Source organism: Streptomyces chattanoogensis (assembly GCF_001294335.1).
In the GTDB taxonomy this organism is placed as follows: Bacteria; Actinomycetota; Actinomycetes; order Streptomycetales; family Streptomycetaceae; genus Streptomyces; species Streptomyces chattanoogensis.
In genome coordinates, this window is record NZ_LGKG01000146.1 from 40199 (window position 1) to 59190 (window position 18992).

At 70.3% G+C, this 18992-nt stretch carries 17 protein-coding genes; 9 read left to right on the forward strand and 8 right to left on the reverse strand.

Going from position 1 to position 18992, the window contains the following annotated elements; all coding sequences use genetic code 11:
• The first annotated feature begins 45 nt into the window (after window positions 1-45).
• From ADL29_RS23430 to ADL29_RS23450, 5 genes are all read left to right on the forward strand, one after another.
• On the forward strand, window positions 46-567 hold the full coding sequence (locus tag ADL29_RS23430; protein WP_053925564.1) for a gamma carbonic anhydrase family protein: 522 nt from the start codon (window positions 46-48) through the stop codon (window positions 565-567).
• Between the two features lie 105 nt (window positions 568-672).
• The gene (locus ADL29_RS23435) at window positions 673-1203 is read left to right on the forward strand and encodes a winged helix-turn-helix domain-containing protein (protein ID WP_078971221.1); all 531 of its coding nucleotides are present in this window, start codon (window positions 673-675) and stop codon (window positions 1201-1203) included.
• Complete coding sequence (locus tag ADL29_RS23440; protein ID WP_053925565.1) at window positions 1196-2749, forward strand: AMP-binding protein; 1554 nt, start codon at window positions 1196-1198, stop codon at window positions 2747-2749. The genes ADL29_RS23435 and ADL29_RS23440 overlap by 8 nt, the downstream gene beginning before the upstream one ends.
• Window positions 2750-2763: 14 nt before the next feature.
• Window positions 2764-4059 (forward strand): acyl-CoA dehydrogenase family protein, encoded by a 1296-nt coding sequence (locus ADL29_RS23445; protein WP_245689598.1) that lies wholly within the window; start codon window positions 2764-2766, stop codon window positions 4057-4059.
• Between the two features lie 68 nt (window positions 4060-4127).
• Window positions 4128-5249 carry an acyl-CoA dehydrogenase family protein gene (locus tag ADL29_RS23450; RefSeq protein ID WP_053925566.1) on the forward strand — a complete coding sequence of 374 codons (1122 nt, stop codon included), beginning with the start codon at window positions 4128-4130 and terminating at the stop codon, window positions 5247-5249.
• Between the two features lie 102 nt (window positions 5250-5351).
• Here the strand turns inward: ADL29_RS23450 and ADL29_RS23455 are convergent, their stop codons facing one another.
• Window positions 5352-5798, reverse strand: a complete 447-nt coding sequence (locus tag ADL29_RS23455) for an anthrone oxygenase family protein (protein ID WP_053925609.1) — start codon at window positions 5796-5798, stop codon at window positions 5352-5354.
• Window positions 5799-5912: 114 nt separating this feature from the next.
• On the opposite strand from ADL29_RS23455, the gene ADL29_RS23460 reads away from it, so the two are divergent.
• On the forward strand, window positions 5913-6488 hold the full coding sequence (locus tag ADL29_RS23460) for a TetR/AcrR family transcriptional regulator (protein ID WP_053925567.1): 576 nt from the start codon (window positions 5913-5915) through the stop codon (window positions 6486-6488).
• Window positions 6489-6637: 149 nt separating this feature from the next.
• Window positions 6638-9202 carry a nucleic acid/nucleotide deaminase domain-containing protein gene (locus ADL29_RS23465; RefSeq protein WP_078971222.1) on the forward strand — a complete coding sequence of 855 codons (2565 nt, stop codon included), beginning with the start codon at window positions 6638-6640 and terminating at the stop codon, window positions 9200-9202.
• Window positions 9203-9234: 32 nt separating this feature from the next.
• Here the strand turns inward: ADL29_RS23465 and ADL29_RS23470 are convergent, their stop codons facing one another.
• Window positions 9235-10116, reverse strand: coding sequence for an ATP-grasp domain-containing protein (locus ADL29_RS23470; protein ID WP_053925569.1), 882 nt, complete (start codon window positions 10114-10116; stop codon window positions 9235-9237).
• Between the two features lie 234 nt (window positions 10117-10350).
• Here ADL29_RS23470 and ADL29_RS23475 point away from each other — a divergent pair, with 234 nt between their 5' ends.
• Complete coding sequence (locus ADL29_RS23475; protein ID WP_053925570.1) at window positions 10351-10932, forward strand: TerD family protein; 582 nt, start codon at window positions 10351-10353, stop codon at window positions 10930-10932.
• A gap of 15 nt (window positions 10933-10947) precedes the next feature.
• Here ADL29_RS23475 and ADL29_RS23480 read toward each other — a convergent pair whose 3' ends face one another.
• The 3 genes from ADL29_RS23480 to tatA all read right to left on the reverse strand — a co-directional run bounded on the left by ADL29_RS23480 (window position 10948) and on the right by tatA (window position 12838).
• On the reverse strand, window positions 10948-11628 hold the full coding sequence (locus ADL29_RS23480; RefSeq protein ID WP_157878554.1) for a hypothetical protein: 681 nt from the start codon (window positions 11626-11628) through the stop codon (window positions 10948-10950).
• 76 nt (window positions 11629-11704) lie between these two features.
• The gene (locus ADL29_RS23485) at window positions 11705-12424 is read right to left on the reverse strand and encodes a hypothetical protein (RefSeq protein WP_245689599.1); all 720 of its coding nucleotides are present in this window, start codon (window positions 12422-12424) and stop codon (window positions 11705-11707) included.
• Between the two features lie 99 nt (window positions 12425-12523).
• A complete protein-coding gene (tatA, locus tag ADL29_RS23490) occupies window positions 12524-12838 on the reverse strand; it encodes a Sec-independent protein translocase subunit TatA (protein WP_053925573.1) in 315 nt (104 codons plus the stop codon).
• 143 nt (window positions 12839-12981) lie between these two features.
• On the opposite strand from tatA, the gene ADL29_RS23495 reads away from it, so the two are divergent.
• Window positions 12982-14523 (forward strand): LCP family protein, encoded by a 1542-nt coding sequence (locus ADL29_RS23495; RefSeq protein WP_470621679.1) that lies wholly within the window; start codon window positions 12982-12984, stop codon window positions 14521-14523.
• Between the two features lie 83 nt (window positions 14524-14606).
• On the opposite strand, the gene ADL29_RS46085 is transcribed toward ADL29_RS23495, so the two are convergent.
• The 3 genes from ADL29_RS46085 to ADL29_RS23510 form a co-directional block, all read right to left on the reverse strand.
• A complete protein-coding gene (locus ADL29_RS46085) occupies window positions 14607-15689 on the reverse strand; it encodes a TerD family protein (protein WP_053925574.1) in 1083 nt (360 codons plus the stop codon).
• A gap of 271 nt (window positions 15690-15960) precedes the next feature.
• Window positions 15961-18633 carry a magnesium-translocating P-type ATPase gene (gene mgtA, locus ADL29_RS23505; RefSeq protein WP_425424268.1) on the reverse strand — a complete coding sequence of 891 codons (2673 nt, stop codon included), beginning with the start codon at window positions 18631-18633 and terminating at the stop codon, window positions 15961-15963.
• Window positions 18626-18988 carry an ArsR/SmtB family transcription factor gene (locus tag ADL29_RS23510; RefSeq protein WP_053925611.1) on the reverse strand — a complete coding sequence of 121 codons (363 nt, stop codon included), beginning with the start codon at window positions 18986-18988 and terminating at the stop codon, window positions 18626-18628. The genes mgtA and ADL29_RS23510 overlap by 8 nt, the downstream gene beginning before the upstream one ends.
• Between the last annotated feature and the right edge of the window lie 4 nt (window positions 18989-18992).

Below are 18992 nucleotides of genomic sequence, written 5' to 3' on the forward strand. Positions count from 1 at the left end.
CTCCGTTCCTCCCTCCCGTCTCCGGACAGAAAGGAGCGTTCAGGCATGCCCATTTATGCCTTGGGCGACGTCGAGCCCCAGATCCACCCCGATGCCTATGTCCACCCCGACGCGACGGTGATCGGCGATGTGCGCGTGGCCGCGCACGCGTCCGTATGGCCGCAAGTGGTACTGCGGGGTGACGACGGTCGCGTCGAAGTGGGTGCGCGGACCAACATCCAGGACGGCAGCGTCATCCACGCCGCCCCGGAGACGCCCGCCGTCATCGGCGCGGGCACGGTCATCGGGCACTGTGTGCACATCGAGGGCGCGTGGGTCGGTGACGGCTGTCTCGTCGCCTCGGGCTCGGTCGTCCTCAACTCCTCCGTGATCGAATCGGGCGCGATGGTCGCGGCGGGTGCGGTCATCACCTTCGACGGACATGTGCCGACGGGCTGCATCGCCCTCGGGGTGCCGGCGAAGAACCGCGAGAACACGATGTTCCCCATGGAAGCCGTCGCCGACATCGTCGAGGACTACGTCAAGTCGGCGCAGCGGTTCCGTACTTCCTTGCGCAGGGTGGTGTAGCCGCATGAATCCGACCAGTCGCATGACGGCGGCAGACAGGCCGACGACGACACTCCGTACCGGGCTCCACACCGGACTTCGCACCTCGGCGCCCGAGGGAGAACGATGTTGAACAATGCGGGCTGTCAGCCCTGCGTGAAGATCATCCGCTGGCCACGGGAAGCACACAAACGGGAGTGGTGCCGGGAATCCGGGCACCTGAGGCTGCTGATCATCGACGACGGCACCGACGCACCCGTATGCGACGACGTCCGTGAGGACTGGATACGGCTGCCCACCAGGAACGAGGACGTCCAGGCCCGGATCGCCGCGCTCCAGGCCCGCAACCTCGGTGACTGCGCTCCACAGGTCGACCCCAACGGCACCATCCGTCATGGCTCCCGCACCGTGACCGTCTCACCGACCGAGGCCGAACTGGTCCGGCTGCTGACCGTCAACTTCGGCGAGGTGGTGCCGCGCGAATCCCTCAGGAAGCGGCTGTGCCAAGGCAACCCCCACGCCAGCCGCAACGCCCTCGATCTCCACATCATGAGAATCCGCCGCCGGATCACCCCCTTGCGGCTCGAGATCCGCACTGCCTGGGGCCGCGGCTACACCCTCACCACCTGCGGGCACGACGGAGGCACGGATGCATGACATCGCACTGGATTCGATGACCACCATCGGGGACGTTCTCGGCACGCGGGCGGAGAGCCACCGCGACGAGACCTTCCTGAAGTTCCGCCAGGGCGACCTCAGCTTCGGACATGTGCACCACATGACCAACCGAGTGGCCCAGGGACTCGCGGCGCTCGGCGTCAGCCGCGGCGACCATGTCGCGGTGATGCTGCCCAACTGCCCCGAACTCCTTTACACCGTCTTTGCGTTGAGCCGACTCGGCGCCGTGGCCGTCCCCGTCAACACGGCCCTGTGCGGCAACCTCCTGCGCCGCGCCCTGGCCAACTCCCACTCCCGCTACCTCGTCATCGACGCCCCGTACGCCGAGGAACTGCCCGCCCTCACGCCCTGCCTGCCCGGCCTGGCACACGTCGTCGTACGGACCCACGACGCCGCTCGGGCACCGTTCGGCGCGCTGGGCAAGCCGGCGGTCGCCCTGTCCAGTCTGCTGTCCTACGGTGCCGACACCCCCCGCGCCGATGTGGCGTTCTGCGACCTCCAGGCGATCATGTACACCTCCGGGACCACGGGCCCGTCCAAGGGCGCCATGGTCTCCCATTCGCTCGCCCTGACCTGCGCCCTGGACTCGCTGGACTTTCTCGACCGGTGGGGCAAGACGGCCTACTGCCCGCTTCCCCTCTTCCATGCCGCGGGTCTGTGGGACGGGGCCCTGTCCGCACTGCTCTCCGGCAGCCCCCTCGCCATCGCCGACCGGTTCCATGTCTCGCGGTTCTGGGACGACGTACGGCACTTCGGCGCCCAGGTCGCGCTGAGCGTCTTCTCGATGATCCCCATGCTGCTCAACCAGAAGCCGACCGAGCGCGACAAGGACCACCCCCTGGAAGTCTTCTACATGGGCAAATCGGCCCTCGACAAACCGCTCTACGACAGGTTCGGAGTCCGTTCCGCGGAGTGCTACACCAGCACCGAGGCAGGCATCGCGACCGGCAGCCCGTACGGCGAATGGCGGCTCGGCTCCTGCGGGCAGGTGCACCACGAGCGCTTCGAGGCCGGCGTCGTGGACGCACTCGACCGGCAGGTCGGCCCGGGAGAGCCGGGCGAGCTGGTCCTGCGCCCCAAGCAGCCGTCCATCATCACCAGCGGGTACTACGGCGCTCCGGACGCCACCGCCCACTGCTTCCGCAATATGTGGTTCCACACCGGTGACCGGGTGTGGCGCGACGGCGACGGCTATTTCTACTTCCTGGACCGCATGAAGGACGCCATACGCCGGCGGGGCGAGAACATCTCCGCCTTCGACCTGGAGTGCGAGGTCAATCTGCATCCGGCCGTGCTTGAGTGCGCCGCCGTCGGGGTGCCGTCAGAGCTGGAGGAAGAGGACGTGAAGCTGTTCGTCGTCGGACGCCCCGGCTCCGGCCTGGATGCCGCCGAAATCGTGGAGTTCTGCCGGAAGCAGCTCCCCCGGCACATGGTGCCCCGCTATGTGGAGTTCCTCGACGAACTGCCGCGTACGGCGACCGACAAGGTCGCCAAGCACCTGCTCCGGCAGGGCGTCGCGCAGTGAACCGGGAAGAGAACGTGAACCGGGAAGAGGCGATGGACCGGGAAGAGGCGATGGACTGGGAAGAGACCGCGCAGGAGCGGGAATTCCGGCAGGAGGTGCGCGCCTTCGTCCGGGACCGGTTTCCCGCCTGCTACCGGCCGGATCCGGAGGCCGAACACAGCCTGGAGCCCGAGGATGTCTGGGGTTACGACTGGCCGGCCGACCGGCGCTCCGCGGACCCGGAGCGACGCGCCGCAGCCCGCGCCTGGGCGGCCGCCCTGGCCGAACGGGGCTGGATCGCCCCGCACCTCCCCGTCGCCTACGGCGGTGCAGGGTTGTCGCCCATGCGGGAGTTCATCCTCCGCGAGGAGATGATGCGCGCCGAAGTCCCCACCGTGAACGGCATCGGTGCGATGCTGCTCGGCCCGACGCTCGTGGAGTACGGGAACGACGAGCAGCGCGCGGCGCATCTGCCCGGCATCGCGCGCGGCGAGACGGTGTGGGCCCAGGGCTTCTCGGAGCCGGACGCCGGCTCCGACCTGGCTTCGCTGCGGACCACGGCAGTTCGCGAGCCGGCCGAGGCATCCGACGCAGCCGATGCCGAGGTGTACCGCGTCAACGGGCAGAAGGTGTGGACGTCGTCGGCCCAGCATGCCGACTGGCTGTTCGTCCTGGTGCGGACCGACCCGCGGGCGCCGAAGCACAAGGGCATCAGCTTCCTGCTCATCGACGCGACCAGCCCCGGCATCACCATCCGCCCCCTCCGCGACATGCGTGGCGCCGATCCGTTCGCCGAGATCCACTTCGACGATGTGCGGGTGCCGGTCGCCAACCGGGTCGGCGAGGAGAACCGGGGCTGGTACGTGGCCATGGCGGCGCTCGGCTTCGAACGCGCGGGTATCGGCGCCACCATCAAGTTCGAGCGGGTGCTGGAGCGACTGATCACCTCTCTGCGCTCGGCGCAGGGGCAGGACTTCCGCCGCGCGGACACCGCCGTCCTGCGGCATGAAATCGCCCAGCGCCATATCGAGCTGCGCGTCCAGTACGCGATGGCGCGTCTGACCGCCTCCCGGCAGACCGCCGGCGCCGTACCCGGCTACGAGGCGTCGGTCAGTCAGCTGCTGGGCGCCGAACTGCACCAACGCCTCGCCCGCACCGGCGCGAAGGCCTTCGGTCCGTACGCCCAGCTGTGGCAGCGGGACGGCGCGCCGATGGACGCCGCATTCGCGCATATGCGCTTCGACGCGGTGGCCGCCACGCTTCTCGGCGGCACGACGGAGATCCAGCGCAGCGTGATCGCGACCCGCGGACTGGGCCTGCCCCGGTCCTGACCCGCCCCGCACCGGCGCCGGGCCCAGGGCACCCGCGCGCCCCTGACACCCCCGACATCGGAGAAGCGATGAACCTGACCTCCACCGAGGACCAGCGGCACATCCAGGCTGCGGCAGCCGAGCTGCTGGCGGCCCGGCGTATGACGGCCGGCGCACGGGCGGTACGCGAGGAGCCCGAGGGCCACTCGCCGGAACTGTGGAAGGAGATGACCGCACTCGGCTGGCCCGCGCTCGTGCTGCCCGAGGAACACGGCGGCCTGGGCGCCGGCTTCACCGACCTCTGCCTGCTCTGCGAGGAGCTCGGCCGCCACCAGATACCGAGCCCCCTCCTGGCCACCGTGGCCTGCGCGGCCCTCCCGCTCGCGCGGCACGGCAGCGCGCAACTGTGCGCGCAGTGGCTGGGCGCGGTGGCGGAGGGCCGCACGCTGACGTACGTCCGCGCGGCACCGCACGGCCACTGGGGCACGGCCGGCTCGACCCTGACGGCGACCCCGTCGGGCCGCGGAGGGTTCCGCCTCGACGGGACGGCCCTGTTCGTCCCGTACGCCGGGACCGCCGATGCGATGCTCGTCATGGCCCAGGTCGGCGACCGGACGGAACTGACGGCACTGCTGGTGGAGGCGGGCACCCCGGGCCTGCACCGGCACCGCCTCGACGTCGTCGGCAACACGCCCGAATACCGCGTGGCCTTCACCGATGCCCCCGTCCCCGCTTCCCGAGTGGTCGGCACGGTGGGAGGCGGCGGCGCCGTGGCCGCGACAGCCGCCGCTCTGGGCACCGCCGCCACCTGCGCCGAGATGGTCGGCGGCGCGCAGGGCGTGCTCGACATGACGGTGGCGTACGCCACGACACGCGAGCAGTTCGGCCGCCCCATCGGCAGCTTCCAGGCGGTCCAGCAGCACTGCGCGGACATGGCCGTGGACGTCCTCGGTGCCCGCGTGAGCACGTACGAGGCCGCTTGGCGGCTCACCCGGGATCTCCCTGCCGAGCTGGCGGTGTCAGGGGCCAAGGCATGGGTGAGCGAGCGGTACGAGCGGGTCTGCGCACTGGCCCACCAAGTCCACGGCGCCATCGGCTTCACGGCCGAACACGACCTCCCCTTCTTCACCCGCCACGCTACGGCGGCGGCCCTGTCCTTCGGCGACGCCGACCACCACACGGGACGCGTGGCCGAGGCGCTGGGGCTCTGACGGCTCGCCAGCTCCGGGCCGGACGAGGCTCCGGCACCTGGTTGCGTCGGGCGGGTCTGCAGCACGCTGTGCTCCTCCATCCCACCGAGGACGGGGGAGCTTCTAGACCAGCGCGACGACGAACAGCGCAAAGGCGAGCACGATGACGCCGACGCGGACGTAGTGGAACCGGTCCCACCGCCTCACCTGCTGCTTCCAGTCCGCGGGCACGCCCTCCCGCGACCAGGTCGCGACACGCGAGTTGATCGGCACCAGCAGCAGGATCGACATCACCACGCTCAGCACGAGCAGCACCGTGCCCGCGGCGACGAACGTCGCTCCCGCAGCGCCCCAGGCCAGTGCGGCCCACAACGCGCCGAGGACGACCGAGCCGATGTACCAGAACGGCATGACCCGGCCGAGCACGCGCGCCCCGTCGCTGCGAGCGTCGAGTCCGCCGTCGTTCGGGAGCCGATCGAGGATCGGGTTGACGAACACCGCCACCGCGAACTCCACGCCCACCATCACCCCGACGACGACCACCGTGACGACGGCCAGTGCGTCCCGCATGTTCTGCATGTCCCCTCCCAAGGGCAAGCGCCCCAGCGGTTCTAGCGCCGCTAGGTTCACATTCGATGCTAGACATGTCATCGCTCGACTGTCTAGCGGTGCTAGCATTCAGGCATGTCGGTACGTGAACGCAAGGAACGCGAGCGGGCCAACCGCCACCAGCTGATCGTCTCAACGGCCCGCGAACTCGCCGAAACCCACGGGTGGGACGCGGTCACCACGCGCCGGCTCGCCGAGCAGATCGAGTACAGCCAGCCCGTGCTCTACAGCCACTTCCGGGGCAAGGACGAGATCGTGGGAGCGGTCGCGCTGGAGGGGTTCGCCGAGCTGACGGCCTCGCTGCGCGCCGCGGTGCAGGAAGGAACCGCAGGCCGGGAGGCAATGGCGGCGCTGGCCCGCGCCTACACCGACTTCGCCGCGCACAACCCCGCCCTGTACGACGCGATGTTCAGCCTCGACAACGGCCTCCCCTTCGCCGACGAGGCCACCCCCGCCCCCCTGCGCGAGGCGTTCCAGTCCCTGCTGGACCCGCTGGCCGACCACACACATCCCGACGAGCCGGGATTGTTCGTCGAGACGTTCTGGGCCGCACTGCACGGACTGGTCACCCTCACCCGCGCCGGACGCCTGCCCGCCGACCGCGTGCCCGACCGTCTCACGCTCCTGGTCAACCGCTTCGTGCCCCGCTAGCGTCTGACGACGAGCGCAGCCGCGGCAGCCGAGAAAAGCCCGGCACCTCCCCACGCCTCCGCTCCCGCACCTCTGCGAAATTTCATCGGCATTTCAGCGCCTCCGGTAAGAATTGACGGTCAACACCGAGACAGCCGACCGGAGTTACCATGCCCATGCCCGGCACCCCGCTCCCTTCCCCGGTCACCGCCGGCCGGCAGCGCATCGCCTGGAGGAAGAAGGGGAACGGCAAGCGCGCGCATTCTCGTGGGTGGGCCCGCCGGCTGGTGACGGCCGTCGTCGCACTGGCGGCGGTGATCGCCCCGCTGCCGACGGAAACGCTGCCTCCCGCTTATGCACTGCCCGCCGCCCAGGCGAAGCCCCCGATGCCCGATGAGTGGGGGGAGATACCGCTCTACGACCACCCGATCAGCCAGTTCGGCTACGACGTGCGAAAAAAGGCCGGGATGGCGTCTCCTGACAAACCGGAGGCCTTGTACCGTAACGCCGCGGTCGGCTTCGTCGACATGACGTCGGAGGTCGACAAGGCCCGGCATGCGGACGATCCCGAGACGGCACTCGCGGAGCTCAGCAAGAAGTACGGCGGGTTCCAGATCAGGGAGGCATCGGCCAGTCCGGACCTGTTCGCCGCCTTGGGGCTGGACCCCGAAGTCACGGCCTTGCTGGTCGTTCCCCGGCTCAACAATCCTCTGAGGGACAATTCCAACCCCAAAAGGTCCAAGGAGAACCCCGGGACACTCCACGCCGAGATGGAGCTCCTCAGAACGCTGAGGAAGCAAGGCATCCCCTGGGAACGGCTGTTGGCATTGTGGTCCGAGCGTTCACCGTGCAGGACCGGCCGCAGCCGCTGCTCTGAAAAGCTCCTGAAATACGCACCGCACCTCAAGATCTTCTTCTCCCTCACCCATCAGAGCTGGGAGGGCGGGGAGGCGGAGAAGATCAAAGAAGACCTCACGAAGGGGCTCAGAGACGAGGCCAAGCGCCGAGCGGAGATGAAGTCCGCCCCCGATCCCAAGGCACAGGCCGCCGTGGATTCCGCCTTCACTCCCGGCGCCGCCAGCGAGTGCGAGACCTCGGGGCTAGGGAAGCCGAAGCCCGGTCAGCCACTCGCCCTGATGGCGGCGTATGCACCGCCCGCCGGTTCCGTCCGCAGCGCCGCCTACCCCTGCGGCGAAGGCGACCCCGACGGCAATTCCAGGGACGGAAAGCCGTCCGCGCTCGCCAAGATGCTGGGAATGCCCGAATCCGACCCCGGCGGTATCGACTTCTCCTCACTGAACCTGCGCTATCTGTCCGACACCGGCTCGGCGAAGACCGGTCTGCGCTATTCCATGGGGGCGGCCCCCGTCGGGACCGGCGGTGACAACCGGCGGTCGGACGGGGTGAAGGCAGTGGCGGAGGCGTCGGACGCGTTCTTCGTCTGGCTCTCGCTGCGCCCGTCCGCGTTCTGGGTGAACCTCAACCCCACCGAGCCCGACCGCATCGCCGATTCCGCATTCGGGCGCACCGACGCCGGACGCATTCTGCTCCAGGCCGACTTGCGCATGAAGAAGACGATTGCGCAGCTGATCCACCCGGACACCACACTCGGCGCGGACTACTGGGGCCGGATCCAGGGGAGGTGCATGTCCATGCGCACATGGATCGTGCCGGGCGAGGCCAAGGTCCATGCGACGCCGGATGAGCTGTACATCATGGACGCGCCGCTCAAGGTGAAGATGGAGACCCAATATCTGCGGGAGGTCGGCGCCGGCGGCACCAAGGCGTGCACCCAGGAGAAATCCGCCGAGGAGCACAACGAGTCCCTCTTCCGCAGCATGATCCTGCCGAAGGTGGAAAAGGCGGTGAACACCGCCCCGGAGTACGCCGAGTTGCGACGGGTGTATATGAGCCGGGTCGCGGCCGAGTGGTACCGCGACGTCAGCCGGCGCAAGAACGTGACCTACGCGAAGCTCATCGACCAGGGCGACGTCAGCCGGTGGACCACCAAGAGCGACTGGAAGCCGCGCGACACGTTCGACGACTACGTCGACTCCTACAAGAAGGGCGAGTTCAAGGTCACTCGCCGCACGACGAAGGGCACCGTCGTCTACCAGAAGACGTATGTGTTCGGTGGTGTCGACCTGTCGCACGTCCCCTTCCACAAGGTGGACGACGGCCGGTTCAAGGCCGAGTGGCCGAACGCGTCCACGAGCGTCGACCGGTCCTGGGACAGGCCCGTCCGGGGCGCCGGCGGAAGCGAGCGGACCCTGCTGCTGAGCGGCGGTCCGTCACCGGCCGCAGCGCGCCAGGCCGCGGACGAGCAGGGTTTCTCCTGGGCGGAATTCGTGGATTCGGTGCCGTTCCGCTGGGGGCTGCTGGGCACCGTCGCCTTCGCCGTTCTTTTCACCAGGTGGAGGCTGCGCCGTCAGACCCCGTCCGCGGTGACCACGGCTCCGCTGTCGACGTCGTCTCCTGCACGACCGCAGCGTACGTGGCAGCCCGCACCACCGCAGCGCACGTCGCAGCCCGCACCATCGCAGCCGACGTGGCGGCCTGCGCAGCGCCGGCCCACGTGGCTGACGGAAGGATCGCCTCCTGCGCGGCCGACAGTGGGACCGCCGCCGACGGGGCGGAGCGGGCCGCGCCACCTCTCCCTGCCCATGCGCACCTACTACTGGGGACGGTCCCTCCGGCGGAAGGCATGGGCGTTTTATGCGGCCCGCAAGAGGTAGTCGTCCCTCCCCGTCGGCCCGAGGTATGAGCGCTATCGGGCCGCGGGGTGGGCCGGGACGGGGAGAGGCGCGACGGCAGGGTGCGTCCCGACGAGGCCGCCGGACGGTGTACGGGCGAGGTGCAGTACGGCGGATGAGACCCGGGCGACCGCGTCCGGCACCTGGCGGAAGCTGGGGAAGTCGTTGATGTCGACGACCACCGGCCCGTCCGGTCCGAGCAGGAAGTCGACGCCGTACAGGTCGAGGCCGAAGGCCGCGCCGACCTCTTCCGCGATTCTGGCGACTTCGGGGGTGAGCGGCACCCGGCGCTCGCGTACGGCGTGGCCGGGGTGCAGCGGGGAGCACCGTTCGGTGGCGAACAGCTCGCCGGCGACGCAGTACACCTTCAGATCCGTACCGGAGTTGGGGACGTAGGGCTGGGCGATGAGCAGTCCGTCGCCTGCCGGTTCCGCGCCAGGATCCGTCAGGCTGTCGGGGCTCTCGACCAGGCGGACGGCGCGCCCGGAGCTGCCGTCCGCCGGCTTGACCACGAGGGGGAAGTCCGCGTCGGGCAGCTGCGCGAACTCCTCGGGCCGGGACGCCGCATAGGTCACCGGGACCGGCAGGCCGTGGGCGCGGGCGATCACCGCGGCCAGTGCCTTGTCGCGTACGCCGCGGATCGCCCGTACGTCGTTCACCGTCGTCAACCCGACCGCAGCGGCGGCTTCCAGGAGGCTCAGGCCCGGCCCGCCGGAGACCGTCTTGAGGACCCAGGCGTCGTGGCTGCCCGCTCGTATCGCCTCGGACATCCGGATCAGCGACCGGCCCGGCCGCATCACCTCCACTTGGTGGCCCCAGGCGGTGAGCCGGCGGACGACGTCCAGCGGCATGCCGTCGTGGCGGTACTGCTCCTCCACCAGGAAGCACAGTCTCATCGGTGAAACCCCCGTAATCGCCGGTCGCATGTCACCCGCCCGTCCGGCAGACCCATGACCATGACACCGGGATCCTACGTGTGGTCTCTACAGCCCTGTAGAGGCTCCCGGCGGAGGCCGATTGCACGACACCCACGGCTGCCTCCGCCGCTGCGAAGGCGGCAGGGCGGCCACTTCTACAGTGCTGTAGATTCAAGGCACGGTCAGCCGGATCCGAAGGAAGAGAGGAATCAGATGTCCGTGAATCTGAGCAAGGGCCAGCAGGTCAGCCTGAGCAAGTCCGACGGCGGGGCGCTGAACGTCGTACGGATGGGGCTGGGCTGGCAGGCCGCGCCCCGTAAGGGATTTCTCGCCCGGCTCACCGCCCGCGAGATCGACCTGGATGCCTCAGCGGTGCTCTTCGCCGGCACGCAGCCGGTCGACGTCGTCTTCTTCCAGCACCTGATCAGCGACGACGGATCGGTCCGGCACACCGGGGACAACGTCGTGGGCGGGAGCGGCCAGGGAGGCGACGACGAATCCATCCTGGTCGATCTGCAGCGTGTGCCCGTGCACATCGACCAGATCGTCTTCACGGTCAACTCGTTCACCGGCCAGACCTTCCAGGAAGTCCAGAACGCGTTCTGCCGGCTGGTCGATGAGGCCAACGGCCAGGAGCTGGCCCGCTACACCCTTACCGGCGGCGGTTCCCACACAGCCCAGATCATGGCCAAGGTCCACCGTTCGGGTCCCGGCTGGCAGATGGCCGCCCTCGGCGCCCCCGCCCACGGCCGTACCTTTCAGGACCTCATGCCCGAGATCGCCGCCCATCTCTGAGCGGGTGCCGGTGGTTCACCCCTCCGAGAGACGCGGAGGTCCGTACTTACGGCGCAGTTTCGCCGCCATGTCCCGGTCCGAGCGCCGCCTCTGGCCGGCGTAGAACATGGCCGAACCGGTCACGGCGAAGAGGCCGCCGGTGATGCCCGGTCCCACGCCGTCCAGACTGCGGTCGTCCCCTGCCTCCACCCAGGGGTCGAGGCCGCCGAGAGGATCCTTGAACAGGATGACGTGCTGCTTCGGCGTGAACTGGCCGTGGCAGTTCTGCTGTTCGGACAGGTCCTGGATCTCCCCCGAAGTATCGACGACACGGCAGACGGCCAGCTTGGTCCCCTTGGCGTTGGTGCGTTCCCCGGTGTCTGCCACCAGGGCGTCGACCCGCTCGCCGAGCTGCTTCACGTAGGTCTCATACAGGTTGGGCCCGGCGAAGAGTGCGAGCGCCAGGGTGCCGAAGGAGGCAAGGGTTGCGGCACCGGCCCGGTTCCAGACGCCGCCCGCCACGATCGCTGCGGCTGCCGCCGTGCCGAGCACGATGATGACGCCGACCCACAACATGCCGTAGGGGTACTGGGCGAGGAACCCGGCCCCAGTGGCCACCAGAGGGATCAGCCCGGCCCACAACAGCGTGTTCAGCGTGCGCCGGGGCCTGGCCCCGGCGGCTTCCTCCACGGTCCTGGACGCCCCGGATGTTCCCACGTCGATCCCCCTGCGACAGCTGACCCTGCAATGACTGGCATGCGATTCCCAGGAATCCCAGGCACACCCTATGCCGTCACCCGCTGCCCGGCAGGTCAGGGCCGGTGAACCCCGGGCTGCCGAAGTCAGGACCCGTGAAGTCGGGCGTACTGAAGCCTGGGCCCAGGTGCTGCGTCTGGTTGCCGCCACTCGGGCTGTCGGCCAACTCTGCCGGGCCGTCGCTCCCGGCCGGGCCTGTGTCGTCGAGGAGCCCGAGCAGGAACGGCGTCACCCCGCGCTCGAGAAGAGCCTGTTGCCAGGCCTCGCGGGCCCGCGTGGCAGCGGAGTCCATGTCTCCGGGCGTCCCGGCATCCGCCGCCGCGCGATTGCGCGCCGCCGTGACGAGCATCCAGACCAGTCCGATCAGCGTCGCCGCCGCCGCGATCGCCCCGGCTGTGAGGCCGGCGAAGATCAGCTCGTCAGCGAGTCGAGAGCCCATGCCGACGGCTCGCAGGCCGCAGCCGAAGAGCAGGAAGACGGCGGCGGCCGTGGCCGAGAGGCCCGGTACGAGCACGCCCAGTGCGGGGAGCAGCCCGGCCCCGGCGCGCGCCGTCGTCTCGGCGGATTGCTGCGCGGGACGGGAGCGGGCGGTGGACGCACGGAGCTGGAGGTAGGCGCGGTACTCGACGGCCGCCGCGGAAACGATGGCCTCTCGCGCGCCCCGTGCCTGGGTACGCAGCTGCTCGGCGTGGGGAGTTCCGCCGGCGCCGTGCAGTGCCGCACGGATTTCCTCGGAGTTCAGCGCTCGATCCAGCATCCTTTCAAAGACCGGTGCGTCCTCCGCTCGTAAGCGGTCAAGTTCATACACGCGTTTCCCCCGATGAGGTGGAGAAGGAGAAGGTGGCGGTGTACCGCGTCAGGCGAGGGGCCCGGCGCCGGGAACCGGCGCCGGGTGGTCGGATCCGGTACGGGCGGCAGCCGGACCGTCGGTCGTGGCACCGGCGGACGTGGCGTGGATCGTGCGCGGCTCCGCAGGTGCCTGCGGGCCGGGCTCGTATGCGGCGGCCGGCGGTTTGTCGTCATCCCTCATGGCCTTGGTCTCGCTCTTGAGGATCCGCAGCGACTTGCCGAGTGCGCGTGCGGTGTCCGGGAGCTTCTTGGAGCCGAACAGCAAGATGACGACGAGTGCGACGATCAGCAGGTGCCAGGGCTCCAGTCCGTTGCGCAGCATTGCCGCCCGTCCTCTCTTGTGATCGGAGTCGCGGGCCGAGGAGCCCGGCTCAAGAGTTCACTTGCTACATTGCGCAACTGTACAACCCTGAGTGGCCGGTAGCCGTCTACTCCTGCAGGGAACCGCACGGATGAGGTGCACACGTGACAGCCAGCCACAAGGAACGGGCCGGACACCGCGGCGACGAACCTGCCATGGGGCGGCGGAGCAAGCGCGGCAAGGCGCGTATGGCTGCCGTGGCAGCGGTCTCCTTTCTTGTGCTGCTCGTCGCCTGCACCGGGTGGATCTACCTGAAACTCAACGGCAACATCACGACGTTCGGCGCGGACGGGGTGAGCGGGGACCGGCCCGCCGCGGGCGCCGGAGGCAGCAATGTGCTGGTCATCGGCTCGGACTCGCGCTCGGGCGGGAACAGCAGGCTGGGCGGCGGGGAAGGGGATGTGGGGCGCTCGGACACCGCGTTCCTGCTGCACATCTACGGGGACAGCCGGCACGCGGTCGCCGTGTCCCTGCCCCGCGACGCCCTCGTGGACATACCGCCCTGCAAGCTGCCCGACGGAAACTGGACCGCAGCGCAGACCGACGTCATGTTCAACACCGCGTTCAGCGTGGGAGACACCGCCAAGGGCAATCCCGCCTGCACCCAGAACACGGTGGAGAAGCTGACCGGACTGCGCGTCGACCACACCGTGGTCGTGGACTTCCAGGGCTTCTCGAAGATGACCTCCGCGGTCGGCGGCGTATCCGTGTGCCTGCCCAAAGACGTCTATCAGGGCGATCTCGACCCCAACCGGGGGTCACGGGGGAAGGTCATCTTCCCCAAGGGGCTGCAGACGGTCTCGGGTCAGAAGGCTCTGGACTACGTCCGTCTCCGGCACGGTATCGGCGACGGTTCCGACATAGGCCGGATCAAGCGCCAGCAGGCCTTCGTCGCGGGCCTCATCAAGAAGGTGAAGTCGGAGGGAGTCAATCCGGCGACGCTGCTGCCGCTCGCGAACGCCGCCACCGAGTCGATGACCGTCGATCCGGGACTGGGCACGGCGAACAAGCTGATGGCCTTCGCGATGTCACTGAAGGACATCGACCTGCACAACACCAAGTTCGTCACCCTGCCGTGGCGCTACCAGGGCGCGCGGGTCGCGGTGGTGCACCCGCAGGCCGACGCCTTGTGGGCGGCGCTGAGGGCGGACCGCACCGTCGACGGCAAGGACGCCAGCGGCACGTCCCAGCACGCCAGGAAGGCCGGGGACGGCAAGGGCGATGCGCCCGGTGCACCGAGTCCCGACGCGTCGGTGTCCGGAGCCGGCATCAGCGTGGCCGTCTACAACGGCACCACCGTCACAGGGCTGGCCGCCCGCGCGGCCGCCGGTCTGAAGACCGCGGGCTTCACCGTCACCGGCACCGCCACCGCTGCGGCCCAGGACCACGCCACCACGGTGGTCACGTACGGGCCGGGCCAGGCAGACCAGGCACACGCTCTGGCACGCTTCTTCCCCGGCGCGGAGGTCCAGCAGGCCACCGCCCCCGGAATCAGCGTCACCCTCGGCCGGTCCTACGCGGACCATCCCGAGCCGCCCGGCGCCTCCCCCTCGTCCCCGTCCTTCTCCGACGACATGCCGCCGCACGTGGCCGACAAGGCCCGCTCCGCCGACGACAGCCCGTGCTCCGACCTTTCGTACGGGTAGGCGTGACCGCCCCGCCGCGAAGCCCGGAGCGGGTGATCCGGCGCCCGGCCAGACGGGGCTGCAGCCGGGCGCCGGGGAGGCGGTCAGTCCTCGTAGTAGTTGTTGACGACCACCTCGGGCTCGTCATCATCGAACGCCTCGTTGAGCAGAGCGCCGCCGACCAGGCCGGCCGCACCGGCTCCGATGAGCGCGCCCGTGCCGAAGCGGCGGCCGCCCTGCTGCTGGCCGTGCTGCTGGCCGTAGTCCTGCTGCATCGGCTGTGGGTACCCCTGCTGCGCGGGCTGCGGACAACCCGCCTGAGGCGCCGTGTAGTACGGCGGCGGTGCCGCCTGCACCCGCTGGGCGCAGGCACCGCATGCCTGGATCTGACGCGGTACGCCCCACTGCGGGGACCACATCACGGGCGTCATACCGGGACCGTGGTGCGGGTCGAAGAAGCACGTCATGTCGGAACTCCCTGCTGGTTGCTGTGGTGTGACGGTGGAGCCGTGACCGGGCGTCTCCCAGCCGGCGGCGGTTGCCGTGACCGGAGGAACGGATGGCTCGGCGGACGGGGCGTGAACCGGCGGGACCTCGGCCGCGGGACCCGGCCGCAGGACGTCGACGCCGTAGTCCTGCGCGATGCCTGCCAACCCGGAGGCGTAGCCCTGGCCGACGGCACGGAACTTCCAGTCCGCGCCATGGCGGTAGAGCTCGCCGAAGACCATCGCGGTTTCGGTGGCGGCGTCCCCTCTGAGGTCGTAGCGGGCCAGTTCGGTGCCGCTGTCCTGGTCGACGATGCGGATGTAGGCACTGCGGACCTGGCCGAAGTTCTGGCCTCGCTGCTCGGCCTCGTACAGGGAGACCGGGAAGACGATCTTTGCCACCGCGGCCGGAACCACGCCGAGGTCGACCTGGATCTGCTCGAGATCCCCGCCGCTGCCGCCGGTCAGGCCGCTGCCGGAGTGCCGCACCGAACCGTCGGGGCTGCGGAGGTTGTTGAAGAAGACAAAGTGCACGTCGGAGAGGACCTTGCCGGACCGGCCGCACAGCAGCGCACTGGCATCGAGGTCGAAGCCGGCCCCTCCGGCCCCTGTCTGCCAGCCCAGCCCCACCCTCACGGCGGTCAGACCGGGGGCCTGTTTGCTGAGCGACACATTGCCGCCCTTGGTCAGGGCCACACTCATCTGCTTCCTCCACAACTGTCCTGTCGTCCGGCGTCCTTCGGCTTCAACGCAGGGGGAAACCGCATAGTTCCCGGATTGCGCAATATCTAAAGTATGGCGCCGGAGCGGGTCGGGCGGTGAGCATCGCCGTGCCCCTTGCGTACTGTCGCGTCGTCACGGTGGCGACGGCACGGCAAGGCGGCGGCACGGCAAGGCGGCGGCGTGCGCTCGGGCCGGGCGCATCACAGGAGGAGGTGCGCGGTGCCCGTAACCGGCGACCGCTGCCGACGGCTCAGTTCTGTCGGCTCGCGTGGCGCTTCCTGGCAGCCGCGAGGGCGATGCCGTAAAGGGTGAGGACGGCCGCGAGCAGCGCGTAATACAGGGGCGGCGGGGGCGACATGTCCAGCGTCGGGCCCAGGGGGGACAGGGGCAGCAGTACGCCGATCACGGCGAGGGCGGCGACGGCCAGGTGGACGGGGCCGGCGGCCCGGGTCTCAGCGGCGTGGCGGCCGGTGCGCAGCAGCAGCATCACCATGGCCTGGGTCAGGAGGTTCTCGGTGAACCACCCGGCGTGGAACATCGCCGGGTCGCCGGGGCCCGCCGTGGTGTGCAGGGCGACGGCGAGGACCGCGAAGGTGGCGATGTCGGCGGCGGCGTTGAGCAGGCCGAAGGCGGTGATGTAGCGGAGGAAGGCGCGCGGCCGCAGTACCGCGGGTTTGCGCAGCGCGGCGTGGGCGGGCCGGTCGAAGGCGAAGGCGAGCTGGGCCGCGTCGAAGAAGAGGTTCTGGACCAGGACCTGCGCGGGGAGCATGGGGAGGAAGGGCAGCAGCAGGCCGGCGGCGAGCATCGCGATGACGTTGCCGAGGTTCGAGGAGAGCGTGATACGCAGGTAGGCGGCGATGTTGCCGCTGCTGTTGCGCCCGGCGGTGATCGCGCGGTCGATGGCGGTGAGGTCCTTCTCCGCGAGGACGACATCGGCGCGCTCGCGTGCCACGGTCACCGCCCCCCGCGGGCAGATCCCGACATCGGCCGCATGCAGTGCGGGCAGGTCGTTGACGCCGTCGCCGAGATATCCGGTGGTACGGCCGCTCTCGCGCAGGGCGGCCACGATGCGGGCCTTGTCCTGGGCCGTACAGCGGGCGACGACCGTGGCCCGGCCGACGGCTTCGGCGAGCGGCGGCCCGGTGAGCGTGCCGAGCCGGTCGGCGGTGAGCACCTCGCCGGGGTCCAGGCCGAGGTCGCGGCAGGCGCGGGCGGCGGTTCCGGGGTGGTCGCCGGTGAGGATCTTGACCGCGACGCCGCGCCGGGCGAGGTCGTCCAGCGCCTCGCCGGCGGAGGGCGTGAGCGCATCGCGGAGGGCGACGAAGCCGAGGAAGGTCAGGCCGCGCAGGTCGTGGTGGCCGTACGAGCCGAGACGGGCGGGGCGTTCGGCGCGCGCGACGGCCAGCAGGCGCAGGCCGTCGGCTGCTTCCCGGGCGGCGAAGCCGAGCAGCCGCTCGCGTTCCTCGTCACCGAGGTCGGTGGCCGCGCCGTCGACGACCAGCCGTCCGCAGCGGCCGAGGATGTCCTCGGTGGCGCCCTTGACGACGAGGGTGTGGGTGCCGTGCTGCCCGGGGCGGCGGACGACGGCCGTGGCGAGCCGGCGGGACGGATCGAACGGCAGCGCGGCGATCCCGTCGTACTCGGCAGGGTCGGTGCCCTGGTCGCCGGCCGCGCCGAGGATCGCTTCGTCGAGGGTGTCCGGGGCAGGCAGTTCGGCGAGTTCGAGGGTCCAGAAGCTGTTGACCGCCGCCCATCGCAGCACGTCCGGATCGTCGTTGCCCCGGGCGTCGACGGATCGTTCCACGACCGGGCGGTCCTGGGTGAGGGTGCCGGTCTTGTCCAGGCACAGGACGTCGATCGCCCCGAGGTCGTGCAGCGCGGGCAGCCGTTTGACGATCACGCCGCTGGTGCGCGCGAGCGCGGACGCGCCCCGGGCCAGCGCCGCGGTCACGATGACGGGCAGCATCTCCGGGGTGAGGCCGACGGCGACGGCGATCGCGAACGGCAGGGTCTCCAGGCCCCGCCCGCGCAGTGCGGCGTTCGCCATCAGCACCAGGGGCGGGGTCACGAGCATGAAGCGGATCAGTGTCCAGGCGATGCCATGGACCGAGCGGTCGAAGGCGGTCTCCGTGTGCCGCCGTGCCGGGTCGCGGTAGGCGGCGGCGAACCTGGTGTCCGCGCCGGTGGCAATGACGACGGCGGTCCCGCTGCCGGAGGCCACGCTGCTGCCCTGGAAGCAGAGGTGTGGTGGCTCCGGCAGCTCCGCACCGCCGTCGGCGGGCGCGTCGCGGGCGTACTTCGGTACGGGCTCGGACTCGCCGGTGAGTGCGGCCTGGTGCACGGTCAGCCCGCTCGAGCGCAGCAGGCGCACATCGGCCGGCACCAGGTCGCCGGCGCCGAGCCGGACCACGTCTCCGACGACGAGCTGATCGACCGGCAGTTCCCGGACCGCAGGCGAGCTTTCGTCGTCCGCCCGCCGCTGGACGGACGCCGTCGTGGCAACCAGTTCGCGCAGGGCGGCCATCGACCGGCTGGCCTGGTGCTCGCCGCCCGAGCGCAGAACGCAGCTCACCACGACGAGGACCATGATCACGCAGGCGGTGCCCCAGGAGGCCACGGCCGCCGAGACCAGCCCCAGACACAGCAGAACGGTGGTGAACGGATCGCGGAGGCTGCCCAGAAAGCGGCGTGGCCAGGAGACCGGCCGCCAGGCGGGGACCACGTTCTCACCGTGCCGGACCAGGCGCTCCTCGGCCTGCTGCTCGGTCAGTCCCCGCGGGCCGGTGTCCAGCAGCCGCATCAGTTGGAGCGAGGTGAGCGCGGCCGGCTCCCCGGCGTCGAACAACGGGTTCTGGCCCGCCCGCACCTCCCTGGTGTCCAGAGGCGTGCGACCGGTTCCGGCTGCCGCGGTGGTTTCAGGCACCGAAGCCACGGCGGTGCACCGGCGACACCTGCCCGGAGCGGGCGTCCAGCTGTACGACCATGAGCCGCACCACCGCGACGACATCAGGGTCGTCGACGAGGTACACGACCCGGCGGCCCTCCCGACGGGAGCGCACCAGACCGGCGAGCTTCAGCTTCGAGAGATGCTGGCTCACGGCCGGCAGCGCGCCGCCGACCCGTTCCGCGAGCCCGGTCACATCGCACTCGCCCTGCGCCAGCGCCCAGACGATGTGCAGCCGTGGCGGGGAGGCGAGCAGCCCGAACATGGCGGCCGCCTCGCCCAGCACCTCGGCGGACGGGTCCACCATGCCGCCGTCGTCTTCTGCGCTGCCCATCGCC